17 protein-coding genes are annotated in these 17408 nt (G+C 64.6%); 7 read left to right on the forward strand and 10 right to left on the reverse strand.

Annotation, left to right across the window (positions count from 1 at the left end; translation table 11 throughout):
* Positions 1–90: 90 nt before the first annotated feature.
* From KBW95_RS05700 to KBW95_RS05720, 5 genes are all read left to right on the forward strand, one after another.
* Positions 91–492, forward strand: coding sequence for a hypothetical protein (locus KBW95_RS05700; RefSeq protein WP_211527699.1), 402 nt, complete (start codon positions 91–93; stop codon positions 490–492).
* A gap of 206 nt (positions 493–698) precedes the next feature.
* A complete protein-coding gene (locus KBW95_RS05705; RefSeq protein WP_211523190.1) occupies positions 699–2597 on the forward strand; it encodes a flagellar assembly protein A in 1899 nt (632 codons plus the stop codon).
* Between the two features lie 88 nt (positions 2598–2685).
* Entirely contained in the window at positions 2686–3144 is a 459-nt protein-coding gene (locus tag KBW95_RS05710) for a chemotaxis protein CheW (RefSeq protein WP_211527700.1), read from the forward strand.
* A gap of 93 nt (positions 3145–3237) precedes the next feature.
* Positions 3238–4284 (forward strand): lysozyme inhibitor LprI family protein, encoded by a 1047-nt coding sequence (locus KBW95_RS05715; RefSeq protein ID WP_211523188.1) that lies wholly within the window; start codon positions 3238–3240, stop codon positions 4282–4284.
* 25 nt (positions 4285–4309) lie between these two features.
* The gene (locus KBW95_RS05720) at positions 4310–4618 is read left to right on the forward strand and encodes a hypothetical protein (protein ID WP_211523187.1); all 309 of its coding nucleotides are present in this window, start codon (positions 4310–4312) and stop codon (positions 4616–4618) included.
* Positions 4619–4680: 62 nt separating this feature from the next.
* On the opposite strand, the gene KBW95_RS05725 is transcribed toward KBW95_RS05720, so the two are convergent.
* The 10 genes from KBW95_RS05725 to KBW95_RS05770 form a co-directional block, all read right to left on the reverse strand.
* Entirely contained in the window at positions 4681–6663 is a 1983-nt protein-coding gene (locus tag KBW95_RS05725; RefSeq protein ID WP_211523186.1) for an ATP-binding cassette domain-containing protein, read from the reverse strand.
* Positions 6664–6735: 72 nt separating this feature from the next.
* Positions 6736–7629, reverse strand: a complete 894-nt coding sequence (prmB, locus tag KBW95_RS05730) for a 50S ribosomal protein L3 N(5)-glutamine methyltransferase (protein ID WP_211527701.1) — start codon at positions 7627–7629, stop codon at positions 6736–6738.
* A 24-nt stretch (positions 7630–7653) separates the two neighbouring features.
* Positions 7654–8790 (reverse strand): succinyl-diaminopimelate desuccinylase, encoded by a 1137-nt coding sequence (gene dapE, locus KBW95_RS05735; protein WP_211523312.1) that lies wholly within the window; start codon positions 8788–8790, stop codon positions 7654–7656.
* Complete coding sequence (locus KBW95_RS05740; protein WP_211523184.1) at positions 8790–9146, reverse strand: ArsC family reductase; 357 nt, start codon at positions 9144–9146, stop codon at positions 8790–8792. Before KBW95_RS05740 ends, dapE begins: the two co-directional genes overlap by 1 nt.
* A 338-nt stretch (positions 9147–9484) precedes the next feature.
* Complete coding sequence (locus KBW95_RS05745; protein WP_229429568.1) at positions 9485–9886, reverse strand: hypothetical protein; 402 nt, start codon at positions 9884–9886, stop codon at positions 9485–9487.
* Positions 9887–9889: 3 nt separating this feature from the next.
* Positions 9890–10453 carry a penicillin-insensitive murein endopeptidase gene (locus KBW95_RS24690; RefSeq protein WP_267875416.1) on the reverse strand — a complete coding sequence of 188 codons (564 nt, stop codon included), beginning with the start codon at positions 10451–10453 and terminating at the stop codon, positions 9890–9892.
* Positions 10454–10512: 59 nt separating this feature from the next.
* Entirely contained in the window at positions 10513–11655 is a 1143-nt protein-coding gene (locus tag KBW95_RS05755; protein ID WP_211523182.1) for a PilT/PilU family type 4a pilus ATPase, read from the reverse strand.
* A gap of 137 nt (positions 11656–11792) precedes the next feature.
* On the reverse strand, positions 11793–12620 hold the full coding sequence (gene dapD, locus KBW95_RS05760) for a 2,3,4,5-tetrahydropyridine-2,6-dicarboxylate N-succinyltransferase (protein WP_211523181.1): 828 nt from the start codon (positions 12618–12620) through the stop codon (positions 11793–11795).
* Between the two features lie 30 nt (positions 12621–12650).
* On the reverse strand, positions 12651–13865 hold the full coding sequence (gene dapC, locus KBW95_RS05765) for a succinyldiaminopimelate transaminase (RefSeq protein ID WP_211523180.1): 1215 nt from the start codon (positions 13863–13865) through the stop codon (positions 12651–12653).
* Between the two features lie 204 nt (positions 13866–14069).
* Positions 14070–15689 (reverse strand): S8 family serine peptidase, encoded by a 1620-nt coding sequence (locus KBW95_RS05770; RefSeq protein WP_211527702.1) that lies wholly within the window; start codon positions 15687–15689, stop codon positions 14070–14072.
* 398 nt (positions 15690–16087) lie between these two features.
* Here KBW95_RS05770 and KBW95_RS05775 point away from each other — a divergent pair, with 398 nt between their 5' ends.
* Positions 16088–16849, forward strand: a complete 762-nt coding sequence (locus tag KBW95_RS05775; RefSeq protein WP_211523179.1) for a YoaK family protein — start codon at positions 16088–16090, stop codon at positions 16847–16849.
* A 47-nt stretch (positions 16850–16896) separates the two neighbouring features.
* Positions 16897–17388, forward strand: a complete 492-nt coding sequence (locus tag KBW95_RS05780; protein WP_211527703.1) for a metal-dependent hydrolase — start codon at positions 16897–16899, stop codon at positions 17386–17388.
* Positions 17389–17408 lie beyond the last annotated feature (20 nt).

Here is a 17408-nt window from a genome sequence, read left to right on the forward strand (position 1 = left end):
GCTTACACCTCGGACGGTATGCACCTACACTGGCGGCAAGTGGTCATCACAGCTTATCTGTTTATAAGGCATCACGGAAGAGGAACACCCATGAAAGAAGCGCTCAACAAGACCCAAGCAGTAGCCGGCGGCAAAGGCCGTCTGGTCCGGCTCGTGCGCCACGGTGTGCTCGCCTGTGTGCTGGCTGGTGTCGGCGCCGGTGCGCTGGCCCAGAGCTACGACCGCGGCGCCCAGCGCCAGGAAGCCCAGCAGTACCGCGAGCGTTTCCAGATGCAGGGACAGGATCTGCGCGGCTTCGACGACCGCCAGCGCGCCTACGACGAAGCACGCCAGCGCGCCTTCGAAGACCAGCAGCGCCGCCAGATGCAGATGGACCGCGACCAGCGCGAGCCGCGCGGCGAGCGCCGCATGACGCCGGACGAGCGCAGCGACCTGCGCCGCCAGATCAACGAGGCGCGCAAGGACCTCTACCCCAACGCCCAGCGCCGTTGAACGTAGCAACGCTTCCGTGATCGATACGGCGCCTTCGGGCGCCGTTGTCGTTTACGCTATCGCCCGGCCGGTTTCATTCCAAAATTTCTTTACAGAAAGTTAGTTGCTATATATTTATTTATTATGCACAACGTGTTACGCTAGCCGTCGCTTTACCTTGGCGTCGATACCGATGCCGGCTTCCCTGAGTTGACTGGAGCGTGAACGTGACCGATCCCGCCGCACACCTTGCTGCGCCTGCCGCTGCGCCCGCACCCCGTTTTGCGGGAACCGGACCGGAACACTGCATCGCCAAACGTGCCGACGGCGTCTATGCCGATCCCCAAGTCCTGGGCACGACCCTGGTGGCCGCGATCGACGGCATCCTGCTCGCCAACAATTATTTTCTCGGGCTCGATTATCCGGTCCTGATCAAGGCCTTGTACGGCCACGGTCCCGAGCTGCCGCGCGATGCGCAGGGGCGGGCGCTGGTCCGGATCGCCGACGACATCGTGCCCTTCGACCCGGTACGCCGCGCCCTGTACCGGGCCGTCAAGATCTCGGACGGCGAAGCCGGCTATTACTTCGAGCCGGTGTTCCTGCCGGACGAAGAGGGCAAGGAGGCGCCGACCCGGCTGAGCGTGGACGAGTTCATCGCCGACATGTGGATGAAGGGTATCCGCTTCGGCATCGACGCCGACGCGATCGCCGAGGCCATCGACACCGGCGCGGCCGGCCGCATCGCGGTGGCGCGCCGTCTCGATCCGCGCCCCGGCATCGATGCGCGCGTGGTCGAGGTGTCCAGCGACCTGCACCGCAGCGACGCGCCGCGCCAGCTCGCCAACGGCAAGCTCGACCTGATGAGCTTCCAGAACCGCTTCCCGCAGATCCGCCAGGGCGAGCGCCTGCTGCAAAAGCTGCCGCGCGAAGCGGGCGAGCCGGGCTTCGACCTGTCCGGCATTCCGCTGGCGCCGGACCTGCCCAAGGACCTCGAGCTCGGCGCCTATGCGGGACCGGGCACCAAAGTCGAGCAGATGCTTGACGGCGAATTCCTGGTGGCGCAGCAGGACGGCTTCCTGAATGTCGATCCCAAGACCAGCCGCATCGCGGTGGACGACAAGATCGTCAGCCATGACGGCGTCAGCGCCAAGACCACGGGCAACCTGAACCTGACGGGCGACTACGAGGAATTTGGCGAGGTGCAGGAGCAGCGCATCCTGGAGGGCGAGGGCATCACCGTGCACGCCGACGTGTTCGGGCATGTGGTCTCGCGCGGCGGCGCGATTGTCCTGAACCGCAACCTGGTGGGCGGCAGCGCGCGCAACGCGGGCGGCTCGATCACGGTGCAGGGCGTGGCCTCGCGCGCCGTGATCCAGACCGCGAACGGCGAAGTGCGCATGACGCGCGCCGAGAACTGCATCATCTCCGGCACGCGGGTGGTGGTGGAACAGGCGATCAACTGCGAGATCCTGGCCGAGGAAGTCGAGGTGGAAGTCGCCGAGGGCAGCGCCATCGGCGGCCTCAAGGTGACGATCGGACGCGCCGGTCCGCGCCGCCAGAACGAGATGCTGGTGTTCGTGCTGCGGCCCGACTGCAGCCGCTTCACCGACGCCATGGCCCAGATCCGCGAGCGCGTCGGGGAGTTCGGCGAACTTGCGAGCCGCCGGCGCGCCGAGATCGAGGCACTCGGCGCGCGCGCCGACATGCGCAAGTACCTGCAGCTGGCGCCGCGCATCCGCAAGGGCGAACTGGTGCTCACCGCCGACCAGCAGACGCAGTTCGCCCGGCTGTCGCAAGCCGTGCTGCCGGCGCTGCGCGAGCTGGGCAAGCTGACGCAGGAACTCAAGTCGCTTGAGGCCGAGCAGCAGGGCGGCATGGCGATCCTGGCCCAGCTGGAAGCCCAGCGCAGCGCGCGTGCGGGCGCCTCCAGCGTCGCCGTGGGGCAGCTGGACGGCGACGTGCAGGTGCGTGCGCTGCCCTATGAACCCGACGCGGGCAGCGTGCACGACCTGCCGGCGCGCGACGTCAAGGCGCGCCTGCGCGAGTCGGTCGGCGCCGAGATCCTGTTCGCCGGTTCGAGCGGCGAGTACCGCTGGGACCATACGGCAGCCGAAGCCAGCGCATAGCGACGGGAACACTTGACTGCAGTCAACGGGTCAAGGGCGGTGCGGCCTTAGCATGGAGGTCGCTTCAAGAATCGCCGAAAGGACCGCCATGTATGCACATACCTCTGTGACGCCGCAGGAATTCCTGAGTTTCACCTTGGGTGGCCTCGAGTATGGGCTCGATTGCGCCAAGGTCCAGGAGCTCAAGCCGCTCAAGTCGCTCGAGCGCTTTGCCGCCGACGGCGAGATCATCGGCGGCGTCGCGCTCTCGCGCGGCGTGATCCTGCCGGTGGTGGACCTGCGAGCGGCCTTCGCGCCGGGCGTGGGAGCGCCGCATCCCGATACCGACGTCATGATCGTGCGCCTGGCATCCTGCCTGGCGGGGCTGGTGGTGGAGCAGGTCAAGGAGGTGGTGCAGCTGGCGCCGTCGCAGATCGTGCCGCTGCCGGGGGCGCATCATGCCGATTACCTGATCGGGATGGGGGTGCTGCAGGAGCGGCGGCTGGTGCTGGTGGATATCGACCGGCTCATGTCGCTGGCGCCGAAGCAGCCGAAGCGGGCTGCCTGACGGACATTTGGCCAAGGTGTGAACAAGCGAGGATTTTTGGGGGCGGATTAGCGTTAAGCTGGCGGCACCCTTGATTCCCTATGGATGCCACACATGTTCCGCTCCGGCCCGCTCGTTCTCCTTCCGCTCGTCCTCTCCCTGCTGTCCTTGCCGGCCCTCGGCCAGGCCGAGACCCCGTATCCGAATACCGCCACGTTCGGCGTGCCGTTCTCCGAGGACGAGGCGTGGTACCGGCAATGCAAGCGCGTCGAGCATCGCGGCGCGACCGATGCGGGCGCGAGGGCGGCTGGTGCGGCGCAGTGCGAGGCCAGTGGCTTGTATTACGACGCGCGCAGCCAGGCCAGGGCCTCGGCGGCGCAGTGGCAGGCGGTACGCGAGTGCGCGCTGGCCAGTGGCGACAGGCCGGTCCTGATGATGCTGTATGCGAATGGCTTTGGCGTGGAGCGCGACCTCGACGTCGCCATGCATTACGCTTGCAGCCTCGATTTTTCCGCCAAGGCCGAGATGGAAGCGCGCATCGCCCATCTGGCGTCCATGCGGCCCGGCAGCCCGGTATTCGACCAGTGCGACGATATCACCAGCGGCCACATGGGGACGATCTGCGCGGACATCCGCGAAACGCAGGCCGGCCGCGTGCGCGATGCCCGCCTGGCGCAAATGGTGCGCCAGCTTCCCAAGGCTGCGCGCGACCGGTTCGAAGCGCTGCGGACAGCCGCCGAGCGCTATGCCGGCGCCGGCTCCGCCGAAACCGACATGCAAGGCACCGCGGCGCCAGGTCTCGCCATTGCGCGCCACGGCAGGCTGCGCGAGCAATTCATGCAGGCGGCGCTGGATGCCGCCGCGGGCAAGCTGCCGCCATCGTCGGCGGAGCAGGTGGCGCAACTGGACCGTGAACTGAACCGGGTCTACGGGGAAGTCATGGCGCTGCCCTCGTCGCAGGCGGAGCAGCCGGAGCGGATTGGCGAATCGACCATCAGCCGTGCGGACGTGCGCGAAGCCGAGCGCCGCTGGATCGCCTACCGGAATGCTTTCCTGGCGTTCGGCGCGCAGCGCTCGAGTGGCTCGGATATCCACGCCATCCACGCGCACTTGCTGCGCCAGCGTATCGAGGCATTGCGGCGTATCGCGCGCTACCGGTAGCGTACGCAGCGGCTAGAATGTCGGCATGCCCAAAAAGTCTCCCATCTTTCCCGGTCCCCGAACCGCGCGCGGCGCCGTGCTGGCGGTGCTGCTGTCCAATGCCGACCAGGCGGGCGCCGAGCCGCTGCGCGGGCGCGTGACCCTGGCGGCGATCGTCAGGGCGCTCAAGCGCAAGTACAACTGGCCGATCGAGACGACCAGTTTTCCGTCGAATGCGGTGGATGGAAGGGCGACTTGGGCGACGGTGTATAGCTTGCCGCCGGAGGTGATCGCGGCGGCGATGGATGCGCGTGGGAGGGATTGGTTGAGGAGTGCCCAAGCAAGTAAAGTTTAATCGGTCTCCTCACCACGTCGTTCCGGGACTCGGCGTCCCCCTCGGCCGGAACGACGGTGTGTTTAGGCTGCCAATCCTTCAAGCTGTTCCTGCAGCTCCAGCCATTCCATCTCCAGCTGCTCCAGGTCGCGCGTCGCAAACGCCTGGTCCGCCACCAGGGTCTTGAGCTTGTCCTTGTTCTCCGCCTCGTAAATCACCGGATCGAGCAGCTGGGCGTCGATTTCCGCCTTCTTCGCATTCAGCTTCGCCATCTGTTCTTCCAGCCGCTTGATGCGGTTCTCGATCGGCTTGCGCAGGGCGGCCAGGCGCTGGCGCTCCCCGGCTTCGAGGCGCTTCTGCTCCTTGCGGTCGGCCGGCGCGGCGGCAGGCGCCGATGCGGCCGCAGCGGCTTTGGCCTGGCTCGGCGCCGGCAAGGTGTCGGTACCTTTTCCCAGCTTGGTCTGGAACAGCCATTCCTTGTAGTCGTCCAGGTCGCCGTCAAAGGGCTGCAGCTTGCCGTCGGCGACGATGATGAACTCTTCGGTGGTGGCGCGCAGCAGGTGGCGGTCGTGGGAGACCAGCACCAGGGTGCCCTCGAACTGCGCCAGCGCCATGGTCAGCGCCTCGCGGGTTTCCAGATCCAGGTGGTTGGTCGGTTCGTCCAGCAGCAGCAGGTTGGGGCGCTGCCACACGATCAGGGCCAGCGCCAGGCGCGCCTTTTCGCCGCCCGAGAAGGGCGCGATCTTGCTGGTCACCATGTCGCCCGGGAAGTTGAAGCTGCCCAGGAAGTTGCGCAGCTCCTGCTCGCGCACATTCGGCGCGATCTTCATCAGGTGCCACAGGGGCGATTCGTCGTGGCGCAGCATTTCCACCTGGTGCTGGGCGAAGTAGCCGATCGACAGGCCCTTGCCGAGCGTGGCGGTGCCGTTCAGGGGCGCCAGCTCGCCGGCGATGGTCTTCACCAGGGTGGATTTACCGGCGCCGTTCACGCCCAGCAGGCCGATGCGCTGGCCGATCTGCAGCGAAAAGTTCACGCGGTGCACGATGGTCTTGCCGTCCACCCGGTCGCCGTGGGCGTCGAGGATGGGATAGCCGGCGTCCACGTCTTCCATCACCAGCAGCGGATTGGGGGCCGACAGCGGCTCGCGGAATTCGAAGGAGAACTCCGCGGCGGCGCGCAGCGGGGCCAGTTCTTCCATCTTGGCCAGCGCCTTCATGCGGCTCTGGGCCTGGCGCGCCTTGGTGGCCTTGGCCTTGAAGCGGTCCACGAAGGATTGCAGGTGGGCGCGGGTGCGCTGCTGCTTCTCGTAGGCGGCGGCGGCCAGCACCAGGTGGGCGGCGCGCTGGCGCTCGAAGCTCGAATAGTTGCCGCCATAGCGCTTCAGCTTGCGCTCGTCGATGTGCACGATCACGTTCACGATCTCGTCGAGGAAATCGCGGTCGTGCGAGATGATGATCAGGGTGCCGGGATAGCGCTTGAGCCAGTCCTCGAGCCAGATGATGGCGTCCAGGTCCAGGTGGTTGGTCGGTTCGTCCAGCAGCAGCAGGTCGGAAGGGCACATCAGCGCCTGCGCCAGGTTCAGGCGCATGCGCCAGCCGCCCGAGAAGCTGGCCACCGGCTGCTGCATCTGCTCCAGCGAGAAGCCCAGGCCGATCAGCAGCTGCTCGGCGCGCGACTGCACCGTGTAGGCGTCGGCGTCGGCCAGCGCGCCGTGGATCTCGCCCAGGCGCATGCCGTGGGTGTCGAGGTCCGGGTGGGCTTCCAGCTCTTCGAGTTCGGCCTGCAAACGGCGCAGGTTGACGTCGCCGTCGATCGCGTATTCCAGCGCCGGGCGGTCGAGCGCCGGGGTCTCCTGGGCCACGTAGGCCATGCGCCACTTGGCCGGGAAGTCGATCGCGCCCTGGTCCGGATGCAGCTCGCCGCGCAGCATGGCGAACAGGCTCGATTTGCCGGCGCCGTTGGCGCCGATCAAGCCGATCTTGTCGCCGGGGTTGAGGGTCAGGTCGGCGTCCTCGAGCAGCGGCTTGGTGCCGCGCATCAGGCTGACATTCTGGAATCGGATCATGACGGTACGGGAGGAAGCAGTGAGCGAAGAAGCGGTGGACGCGCGCCGCGGGACGGCGCGCGGAGGGGATGATTACTGTGCGTTCTGCAGCTGTTCGGCGGTCAGGAGGAACACGGCGTCGTCGCCGGTGCTGGTGGTCAGCCAGGTCAGGCCCAGGTCGCCGAAGGCGGCTTCGGCGTATTCGCGCTCGTTGCCGATTTCGACGATCAGGAATCCTTCCGGGGTCAGGCGCTCTGCCGCGCCGGAGACGATCTTGCGCACCAGGTCCATGCCGTCTTCGCCGCCCGCCAGCGCGATCTGCGGCTCGCGCAGGTATTCCGGCGGCAGCTTGCGCATCGAGTCCGAATTCACGTAGGGCGGGTTGGTGACGATGACGTCGTACTTCTTGAAGGGCACGTTCTCGTACAGGTCCGATTCGATCGGGTTGACGCGGCCTTCCAGCTTGTACTCGCGGATGTTGTGCTCGGCCACGGCCAGCGCATCCTTCGAGATGTCGACCGCGTCCACGACCGCATTCGGGAAGGCGTCGGCCATCATGATCGCCAGGCAGCCGCTGCCCGTGCACAGTTCCAGCACGTTCTCGACGCCGTCCGGATCGACGATCCAGGGGCTGAACTGCTGCGGAATCAGTTCGGCGATGAAGGAGCGCGGCACCAGCACGCGCTCGTCGACGTAGAAGTTATAGCTGCCCAGCCAGGCTTCCTTGGTGATGTAGGCGGCCGGCACACGCTCGGTGACGCGGCGCTCGATCACGGACAGCACCTGCAGCACTTCTTCCTGGAGCAGCTTGGCGTCCAGGAAGGGCTCGAGCTTGTCCAGCGGGAGCTTGAGGGTGTGCAGGATCAGGTAGGCGGCTTCGTCGAGGGCCTCGGCGCTGCCGTGGCCGAAGAACAGCTTGGCGCCGTTGAAGCGGGTGACGGCATAGCGCAGCAGGTCGCGCGGCGTGCTGAAGGAGGTCGTAGTCATGGCCTTGTTCTCGTGTTGGTGGGCTCAGGCAGCCAGCAGGCGTTCCAGCGTACGGCGGTAGATGTTCTTCAGGGGATCGATGTAGCGCATTTCGATGTGCTCGTCGATCTTGTGAATGCTGGCGTTCGGTGGGCCGAATTCTATCACCTGGGGGCAGATCCGGGCGATGAAGCGCCCGTCCGAGGTGCCGCCGGTGGTCGACAATTCGGTCTGCACGCCCAGTTCGTCGCGGATCGCGTCGCACAGCGTGTCCGACAGGGTGCCTTTCGGGGTCAGGAAAGGCTGGCCGGACAGGGTCCATTCCAGGTCGTAGTCCAGGCCGTGGCGGTCGAGGATGGCGTGCACGCGCGCTTCCAGGCCGTCGGCGGTGCTGGCGGTGGAGAAGCGGAAGTTGAAGTCCAGGGTCATGTGGCCCGGAATCACGTTGGTGGCGCCGGTGCCGGACTGGATATTCGAGATCTGCCAGCTGGTGGGGGCGTAGTATTCGTTGCCTTCGTCCCAGACTTCGGCGGCCAGTTCCGCCAGCGCCGGCGCGGCCTGGTGGATCGGGTTGCGCGCCAGGTGCGGGTAGGCGATGTGGCCCTGCACGCCCTTGATGACCAGGTGGCCGGACAGCGAGCCGCGGCGGCCGTTCTTGATCATGTCGCCCAGCACGTGGGCGGAGGTCGGCTCGCCGACCAGGCAATAGTCGAGCGTTTCGCCGCGCTCTTCCAGGCGCTCGCAGACGACCACGGTGCCGTCCACGGCCGGGCCTTCCTCGTCGCTGGTGATCAGGAAGGCGATCGAACCCTTGTGGTCTGGGTGCGCGACAACAAATTCTTCACAGGCAACGACCATGGCGGCGATCGAAGTCTTCATGTCCGAGGCGCCGCGGCCGTAGAGCTTGCCGTCGCGGCGGGTCGGTGCGAAAGGCTGCGAATGCCACTGGTCGAGCGGGCCGGCGGGGACCACGTCGGTGTGGCCGGCGAACACGAAGACGGGCGATTCGGTGCCCTTGCGGGCCCACAGGTTGGTCACGCCGTTCGATTCGATGGTCTCGCAGCGGAAGCCCAGCGGCGCCAGCAGCTCGATCAGGCGCTGCTGGCAGCCCTTGTCGTGCGGGGTGATCGAATCGAGGGCGATCAGCTCTTCGGTGAGGAGCAGGGTGCGCGAGGCTTTCATCATGCGTTCCCGAAGATGGCGCGGTACTGGTCGGCGGAGAAGCCGACGTTCAGCGGGCCGGCGCCTTCCAGGACCGGGCGCTTGATCACGGACGGGTTCTCCAGCATCAATTCAAGAGCGCTGGCCTTGTCGACGATCTGGGCCTTGCGCTCGTCGCTCAGGTTACGCCAGGTCATGCCCTTGCGGTTGACCAGGGTTTCCCAATCGAGCTGTTCCAGCCAGCCGTTCACCAGTTCACGGCTCAAGCCCTGCTTCTTGAAGTCGTGGAAGCTGAAGTCGTGGCCGTTGTCGGCCAGCCAGGTGCGGGCTTTCTTGACGGTGTCGCAGTTGGGAATGCCGTAGAGGGTGGTTTTCATGAGCGTAAATCGTTGCGTCCGCGCGGGCGCGCAGGATGATTGAATTTTGGAAACGCGGGAGGATAGCACAAGCTCCGCATTGGGAGATTGTACACAGGGATGGTTTTGGGAGGCGGTACGGTGGAGGGGGCGGGTGTGCGGGCGAACTTGGATTCCAGCCCGCGTCGGAACGACGTCCAAACGTAGCAGGCAGCCACCGCATTCGTCAGTCCGCTCTCCCTGCATGTCGTTCCGGCGACGGCCGGAACCCAAGTTCCTTGCCCAGCCGGCGGTCTGTTTCATCGAAGACGACAGCGTGAACTGGATGAAATGACACCTGTTGAGGTGTTTATTCAGAACTAGCAGCTCACCGTGCCAACACTGTCGCCCGTCCGCAGATCGATACCGATCCAGCAGCGATAAGGTCCTTCTTTGCTAGCCTTGTCCCGGACACTATACGAACAATAAACCCCTTTTTTGTCTCGAACGCGATCACCTTTCTCACCAGAGCAGCTCTCTGGCAAGTCGGGACCGATAGCATCGAACATTTCTTTTGCTGGGGGGCCATCCACCACAATAGATAGCTTACGGTCGCGAACCGTGGCAGGCTGACGATCTGCCAGCGAGCCCCCGTGAATCAGATAAATTGCTCCAGGAATCGATTTCCATCCATGAATTGGTTCAGCCGCAAGCGCCGGCGAAAGTGCGCTCGCACCAATCAGTCCCGCGGACAGCAAAGTAGCGGTACATAGCTTCAGCATGAGTCAGCCTCGCAGTTTCAGGTGGAAGTGGTCGTCGTGACGAACGGCTCTCCTTGCAAACACGATGTCCGGGTCGTTGAAAAACACAGTAACGACCGGCGCGAATGTTCTGAACAGATCGATCAGCTGTGCCGTACCTTCCTTGTCGTATTGCGATTCCCACCAGCGGACCGGTTGTTCGAGTCCGTCCTTGCGCAAGGGCCGGATGTCCACTTCAAGACCGCTGCGATGCGATTCATGGTCCGGCGTCCAAACACCATTTGCGAGACTGATGTCACCAATTCCGAAGCGCCGTTTGTCACGTGCCTGCCACTGCAAGGCGACGCGCAGAATGGCGGTCATCATGATCGGATGAGCATATTGGTACGCGCCTCGCGCAGGCCGCCCGAGGAGATTGCCATAAACATAATAGCCGGAATCTGCAGGTGCTTGCGGGAGCAGGAAAAAGCCCCGGGCGTCCTGAGGTGGGGCGGAACTCGGTTGTTGACAGCCATGACGACCCTCCGTTGATGACGGTGAGTCGCAATTGTTGTCGAGCTTAATGTGACGGCAGTTGCCAGCCGTCAAAACAGGGGGCTGCGCATCCTCAAGCGGAGGGTGCGCAGACTGCCATTCGGTCGAGGAGCTCAGGAGTTCAGCGTAAATTCCGTAAACGACGCCTCCTGCGTCTCCGCAGGCTTGTTCTGCTCATCCTGCTGCGCCTGGCTCTCCGGCCCATTGTTGAGCAGCCAGAGCAGATTGGTCGCCGAATCCGCATTCGCCAGCGCCTCGTCCTGCGTCACCAGCCCTTCGCGCACCAGGCGGAACAGGGCGGTCTCGAAGGACTGCGAGCCCGGCGACAGGCTCTTGTCCATCGCTTCCTTGATCTGGCTGATCTCGCCTTTCTCGATCAGGTCGCCGATGTAGCGGGTATTGAGCATGACTTCGACCGCCGCCTGGCGCTGACCGCCGGCGGCCGACTTGACCAGGCGCTGCGAGACGATGGCCTTGACGCTCGACGCCAGGTCCTGCAGGAGAGCAGGGCGGTTCTCGATCGGATAGAAGCTGATGATACGGTTTAGCGCGTTGTAGCTGTTGTTGGCGTGCAGGGTGGCCAGCACCAGGTGCCCAGATTGAGCGTAGGCGAGGGCGGCCGCCATCGTCTCGCGGTCGCGGATCTCGCCGATCAGGATGCAGTCCGGCGCCTGGCGCATCGAGTTCTTCAGCGCAGTATAAAAACTGGTGGCGTCGCTGCCGATCTCGCGCTGGTTGACGATCGATTTCTTGTTCTTGAACAGGTATTCGATCGGGTCTTCGAGCGTGAGGATGTGGCCGGTGCGCTGTTCGTTGCGGTGGTCCAGCATGGAGGCGATCGTGGTCGACTTGCCGGAGCCGGTGGCGCCGACCACCAGCAGCAGGCCGCGCTTTTCCATGATCAGCTCGGACAGCACGGGCGGCAGGCCCAGTTCGCCCAGCGGCGGGATGTTGGCAGGCACGAAGCGGAACACGGCCGAGATCGAGCCGCGCTGGCGGAAGGCCGACAGGCGGAAGCGGCCCAGGTTGGGCACCGACACGCCCATGTTCAATTCGTTCTCGCGTTCGAGTTCGGCCATCTGCTCGGGAGAGGCGATCTCGGACAGGAGAGAGTGGATGTTCTCGGGTTCGAGACGATGCTGGTTGATCGGGATGAGGTTTCCGTTGATCTTGATGTGGACCGGCGAATTCACCGCGAAGAACATGTCGGACGCGTTCTTCTCCTTCATCAATTGGAACAGGCGTTCCATGGCCATGGCATCGTCTCCAGCGTTATGGTGTTTTAAAGCCGGTTGAACGCGTGGACGGGGGACCCGTCCACCCTACGGCGCATCAGGTAGGGTGGACGGCTTGTCCGTCCACGCGTTCAACCATCCGATGCAATGCCGCGGAATCAGTCGCCGCGCAGCAGCTCGTTGATGCCGGTCTTGGCGCGGGTCTGCGCGTCGACGCGCTTGACGATCACGGCGCAGTACAGGCTGTACTTGCCGTCGGCGGACGGCAGGCTGCCCGAGACCACGACCGAACCCGAGGGCACGCGGCCGTAGGTGACTTCGCCGGTTTCGCGGTTGTAGATCTTGGTCGACTGGCCGATGTACACGCCCATCGAGATCACCGAGTTCTCTTCCACGATCACGCCTTCGACGATTTCCGAGCGCGCGCCGATGAAGCAGTTGTCTTCGATGATGGTCGGGTTGGCCTGCATCGGCTCCAGCACGCCGCCGATGCCCACGCCGCCCGACAGGTGCACGTTCTTGCCGATCTGGGCGCAGGAGCCGACGGTGGCCCAGGTGTCGACCATCGCGCCTTCGTCGACGTAGGCGCCGATGTTGACGTAGGACGGCATCAGCACGACGTTCTTGCCGATGAAGCTGCCGCGGCGGGCGACGGCCGGCGGCACCACGCGGAAGCCGCCCTTGGCGAAGTCTTCGGCGGTGTAGTCGGCGAACTTGGTCGGGACCTTGTCGTAGAACTGCATGCCTCCGCCCGCCGGGACCTGCACGTTGTTTTCGAGGCGGAAGGACAGCAGCACGGCTTTCTTGATCCACTGGTTGACGACCCAGCTGCCGGTGTCCTTCTGCGCCACGCGCAGGCTGCCGTTGTCGAGGCCGGCGAGGACGTGGGCGACGGCGTCGCGCACTTCGGCGCTGGCGTTCGACGGGCTGATCTCCGCGCGCTGTTCCCACGCGGTCTCGATGATGTTCTGGAGTTGTTGAGTCATGATGCTGGTCTGTTTTGGAGGAGGGGGGATTCAGGAAAGGCTCTTGCAGAACTGGACGATGCGGTTCGCGGCTTCCAGCCCTTCGTCGACGCCGGCCACGAGGGCCATGCGGATACGGTTGCGGCCCGGGTTGGCGCCGTGCGCTTCGCGCGCGAGATAGCTGCCCGGCAGGACCGTGACATTATAGTCGGCGTACAGACGGCGTGCGAACTCGGTGTCCGACAAACCGCTTCGGCGCACGTCGGCCCACAGGTAGAAGCCGGCGTCGGGCAGCTCGACGTCCATCACTTCCTTGAGCAGCGGTGTGATGAGCTGGAACTTTTCCTTGTACAGCGTGCGGTTGTCCTGCACGTGGTGCTCGTCGTTCCAGGCCGCGATCGAAGCCGCCTGCACCGGCGGCGACATCGCGCCGCCGCAGTAGGTGCGGTAGAGCAGGAACTTCTTCATCGCTTGCGGGTCGCCCGCCACGAAGCCCGAGCGCATGCCCGGCACGTTGGAACGCTTCGACAGGCTCGAGAAGACGATCAGGTTGGCGTAGGGACGCTCGCCCTCGCTGCGGCCGAGCTGGTGGGCCGCTTCCAGCGCGCCCAGCGGCGGCGTCGAGCCGCAGTAGATCTCGGAATAGCACTCGTCCGCCGCGATCAGGAAGTTCCAGCGGTCGGCGAGCTCGAACAGCTGGCGCCAGTCGTCCAGCGTAAGCGTGGCGCCGGTCGGATTGCCCGGCGAGCACACGTAGAGCAGCTGCACGCGCGGCCAGACCTCGTCCGGCACGCTGGCGTAGTCGCAGGCGAAGTTGCGCGCCGGTTCCGAGTTGACGAACCAGGGCTCGGCGCCGGCCAGGTAGGCCGCGCCTTCGTAGATCTGGTAGAAGGGGTTCGGGCACATCACCAACGCGTTCGGCTTGCTGCCGTCGATCATGCACTGGGCGATGGCGAACAGCGCTTCACGCGAACCGTTCACCGGCAGCACCATGGTCGCCGGGTCCAGGGCCGGCACGCCGTAGCGGCGTTCCAGCCAGCCGGCGATCGCCGTGCGCAGCGGCTCGCCGCCGTGGGTGCTCGGGTAGCTCGACAGACCCGACATCGCATGCATCAGGGCTTTTTCGATGAAGGCCGGCGTCGGATGCTTCGGTTCGCCGATGCCGAGGCTGATCGGCGCATACGCCGGGTTCGGGGTAACGCCGGCAAACAGCTGGCGCAGTTTTTCGAACGGGTAGGGATGGAGTTTGTCGAGATGGGGATTCACGGCTTTATCCAATTGGTGCTTTGCAATAATCTTTTGATTATAACCGTGTTGAACAGCCGGGGTTGGACACTTCCTGAAAGCGTCTGCGGCCTGGGGCAAACGGAAAAACGGCCTGGTCGGTTACCCGACCAGGCCGGCGCTGCGTCAGCTAGAACCAGTCGATGACGAGTGTCTAGTTGGGTAGCAGTCCTGTCGAAGTCACGCTTAGTTGTTGCAGCCCATCGTGGCAATGCGGTCGTAAGCCGCCTTCGCCCTGACCAGGCCATAGCCATATTTGTCGTCGCGGCCTTCGGTGCCGAGATCTTCCGCCGACTTGACGAGCGTATTGCGGATCTGGGCAGCGTTACAATACGGGAAGTAGCTCCAGACCAAGGCGGCCACGGCTGCGGCGTGCGGCGTCGCCATCGAGGTGCCATTGAAGTAGGAGTAATTGCCGACCTTGACCGACAGGTTCGCCATCTGGCCAAGCTGTGCGAGCATCGCTGCGCCTTCCGCCTGCGATGCCGCGACCGAAGGGATCGTCGTGACGGTATCGCCCAGGGTTGGGCTCAGGCTGCCTGCCACGTTGTTGTACAGGATGGCTCCCACGCCGCCGCTGGCCTGGCAATTCGCAACCTTGACGCCGAAAGCCAGGCCCGCACCGCGCGAAATCAGGCAGATCTTGCCCGCCATCGCAGGATTGACCGCGCCGCCGAAGCCGAAGTCGGCCAATGGCGCATTCGCCGCCCCGCGTGGCGAGCCGGTGACCGAACCTACTTCATATGTGCTTGCGCCCACAGTCAGCGAGGATACCAGCGCGGTGCCCATTGGCACGGTCGAGAGAACGCGCACGCCGGGCGCCGACAGTTCGACCTTCGGATTGTAGTTCGAGAACGTTGCCCAGTTCTTGCTGCTGTCGAGCGCACCGACAGAGACGACGCTCTGGTAGCCTGCAGGCCAGCGCGGTGCGGTGGTGCCGGCATTGCTGGACGCGGCAAACGACAGGATGCCCTTGGCCGCAAGCGCGTCGAACACCGCCTGCTCGGTATCGCTCGGTTCCGGGCCGCTCAGCGACATGCTGATGATGTTCGCACCAGCGTCGGCGCAGCGGTTGGCGGCGTCGGCCAGCTCGGACGAATAGGCCCAGCCGTCGGCGCCGAAGACTTTGACGATATGCAGTTTCAGCTGGCGATTGGGGATGACGCCCACCACGCCGACGCCGTTGTTGTTGACCGCAGCAATGGTGCCGGCGACGTGGGTGCCATGGCCGTTCTCGTCGGTGTGCCACCAGCCGGTGCCGGAATCGTATTCGCCGGTGACCACGCCATTGTTGTTCAGGTCCTCATGGCTGCGGTCGTAGCCCGAGTCGATAATGCAGATCTTGCGGTTGCCGGCCTTGGCTCCGCCATTCGGCAACTGGTCCGCCTGCGTCATCGTGATGCCGTAGGGGATGACCTGCCCCAGGTAATAGCTCTTTCCGGACGCCGGGTTCGCCGCAGCGCTGAGTTCGGTCGAGCTCTCATAGCCGGCTTTCATTTCCATCGACGGCAGATAGCGTGGCGGATCGGCCTCGACATACGAAACGTTCTTGTCGGCGCGCAGTGTTTCGACCTGGTCCGCGGCGACTTCGACCGACATCGCGTTCATCCCGTGGATCTTGCGCTTGACGTTACCCCGTGCGCGAACGACCGCGGCACTGACATTATTGTCCGCGCCTGCTTTGAAGCCGACGATATAGCGGGTTTGCGGTGCGGCGCTCGCAGTACTGGAAGCCAGGCTGAGCGCGGCAACCGAGCACAGCATTGCGAGGGCGCTCATCGGCAGCGCGGTAGTGTGACGATTCATGTATGTCCCCAATTTTGTATGGATGAAAAGGCAACTGGATATCGCGCCAGTCATTGCACGCCTGGTAAGCATGCCGGGCTCAGCGCTAACCGATCCTATGTGCATACATGTGGCATCGTCAACAACATTGTTGGCCGTTTTGGAATGACGAGTTTGAAAGCGACACTTATGCAAAGCGATTGACAACAAGTTTTATTCGGGTTACGCCTGCGAGCAGATGGCGCAGCGTGTCGAGCGGGATGGATGCTGGGGTTAGGGATTCACGGCTGGTCCACTTGGTGCATTGAAGTTACCTTTCGATGAACGCCGTGCTGAAACGCCGGGCCACATGCGGCCTGGACCTCACTCGTATAGATGTGCGGTAACATGAACGCAGAAATTCCTGGAGTTTTTCCGCCATGCCGATCCAGTATGCGCGCAGCCTCGCGGGGCACGACCGCACCCCATCCGCCAACCACCACCTGGGCGTGGCGCTCGCGTTCGTCGCGGGCGCGATCAACGCCGGCGGCTTTCTTGCCGTCGGCCAGTACACCTCGCATGTAACGGGCATCGTGTCCGGCGTGGCCGATCACCTGGTGCTGGGCGAGGTGATGTTGGCAATGGCCGGACTGGGCGCCGTGCTCAGCTTCCTGCTGGGGGCGGCCTGCACCGCGGTCATGATCAACTACGTGCGGCGCCGCGGACTGCGTTGCGAGTACGCGCTGCCGCTGCTGGCCGAAGCGGTGCTGCTGCTGGCATTCGGCGTGCTGGGTGCGCGCCTTGCCATCGCCGGCGCCGTGGCGATTCCGCTGACGGTGATGCTGCTGTGCTTCATGCTGGGGCTGCAGAATGCGGTCATCACCAAGGTTTCGCGCGCCGAGATCCGCACCACCCACATGACCGGCACCGTGACCGACATCGGCATCGAGCTCGGCAAGCTGCTGTACTGGAACGCCGACCGCGGCGCCGTGCAGCCGAAGGTGCTGGCCAACCGGCGGCGGCTGGCGCTGCTGGCATCCTTGCTGGTCGCCTTCCTGGCTGGCGGCATGGCGGGAGCGCTCGGCTTCAAGCACCTGGGCTACCTGTCGACCGTGCCGCTGGCGGCGCTGCTTGGCTTGCTGGCCATCGTTCCGACGGTCGACGAGGCGGTGCGCCTGTTTGCCCGGCATTCGCAAGGCTGACGCTACTATGTCATCCACAACATCCGGTAAGTAACGCATATTTGCACATGCCATTCACTCCATTTCACCTCGGCCCGGGAGCGTTGTGCAAAGCCATCGGCGGCCGTCATTTCAGCTTCATGGTGTTCGGCGGAGCACAAGTCCTGATGGATATCGAGCCGCTGATCGGCTTGATACAGAACCGGCCTGTACTGCATGGCTACACGCATACCCTGGCGGGCGCCTTGCTGATCGGTTTGGTAGCCGCACTGACGGGACGCCCTGTCAGCGAGAGGGTATTGCGCGGCTTGTCGATCCCCCATTCCCCGTTGACATGGCGCGCGGCGTTTGCCGGCGCATTCATCGGCACCTATTCCCATGTCTTGCTGGACGCCGTGATGCATTCCGACATGAATCCGTGGTGGCCGCTGGCAGCCGGAAACGGGCTTCTTGGACTGATTCCGCTCGGCTTGCTGCATCAGGTGTGTGCAGGCTTCGGAGCCGTCAGCGCGGTGTTGATTGCATTGGCGGCGCGGCGCCGCGCTGGAAAAGCGCCCTGAGCCGACGCAGGGACCAGGTT

Origin of the sequence: Massilia sp. ZL223, from assembly GCF_018119395.1 — a bacterium.
In the GTDB taxonomy this organism is placed as follows: domain Bacteria; phylum Pseudomonadota; class Gammaproteobacteria; order Burkholderiales; family Burkholderiaceae_D; genus Telluria.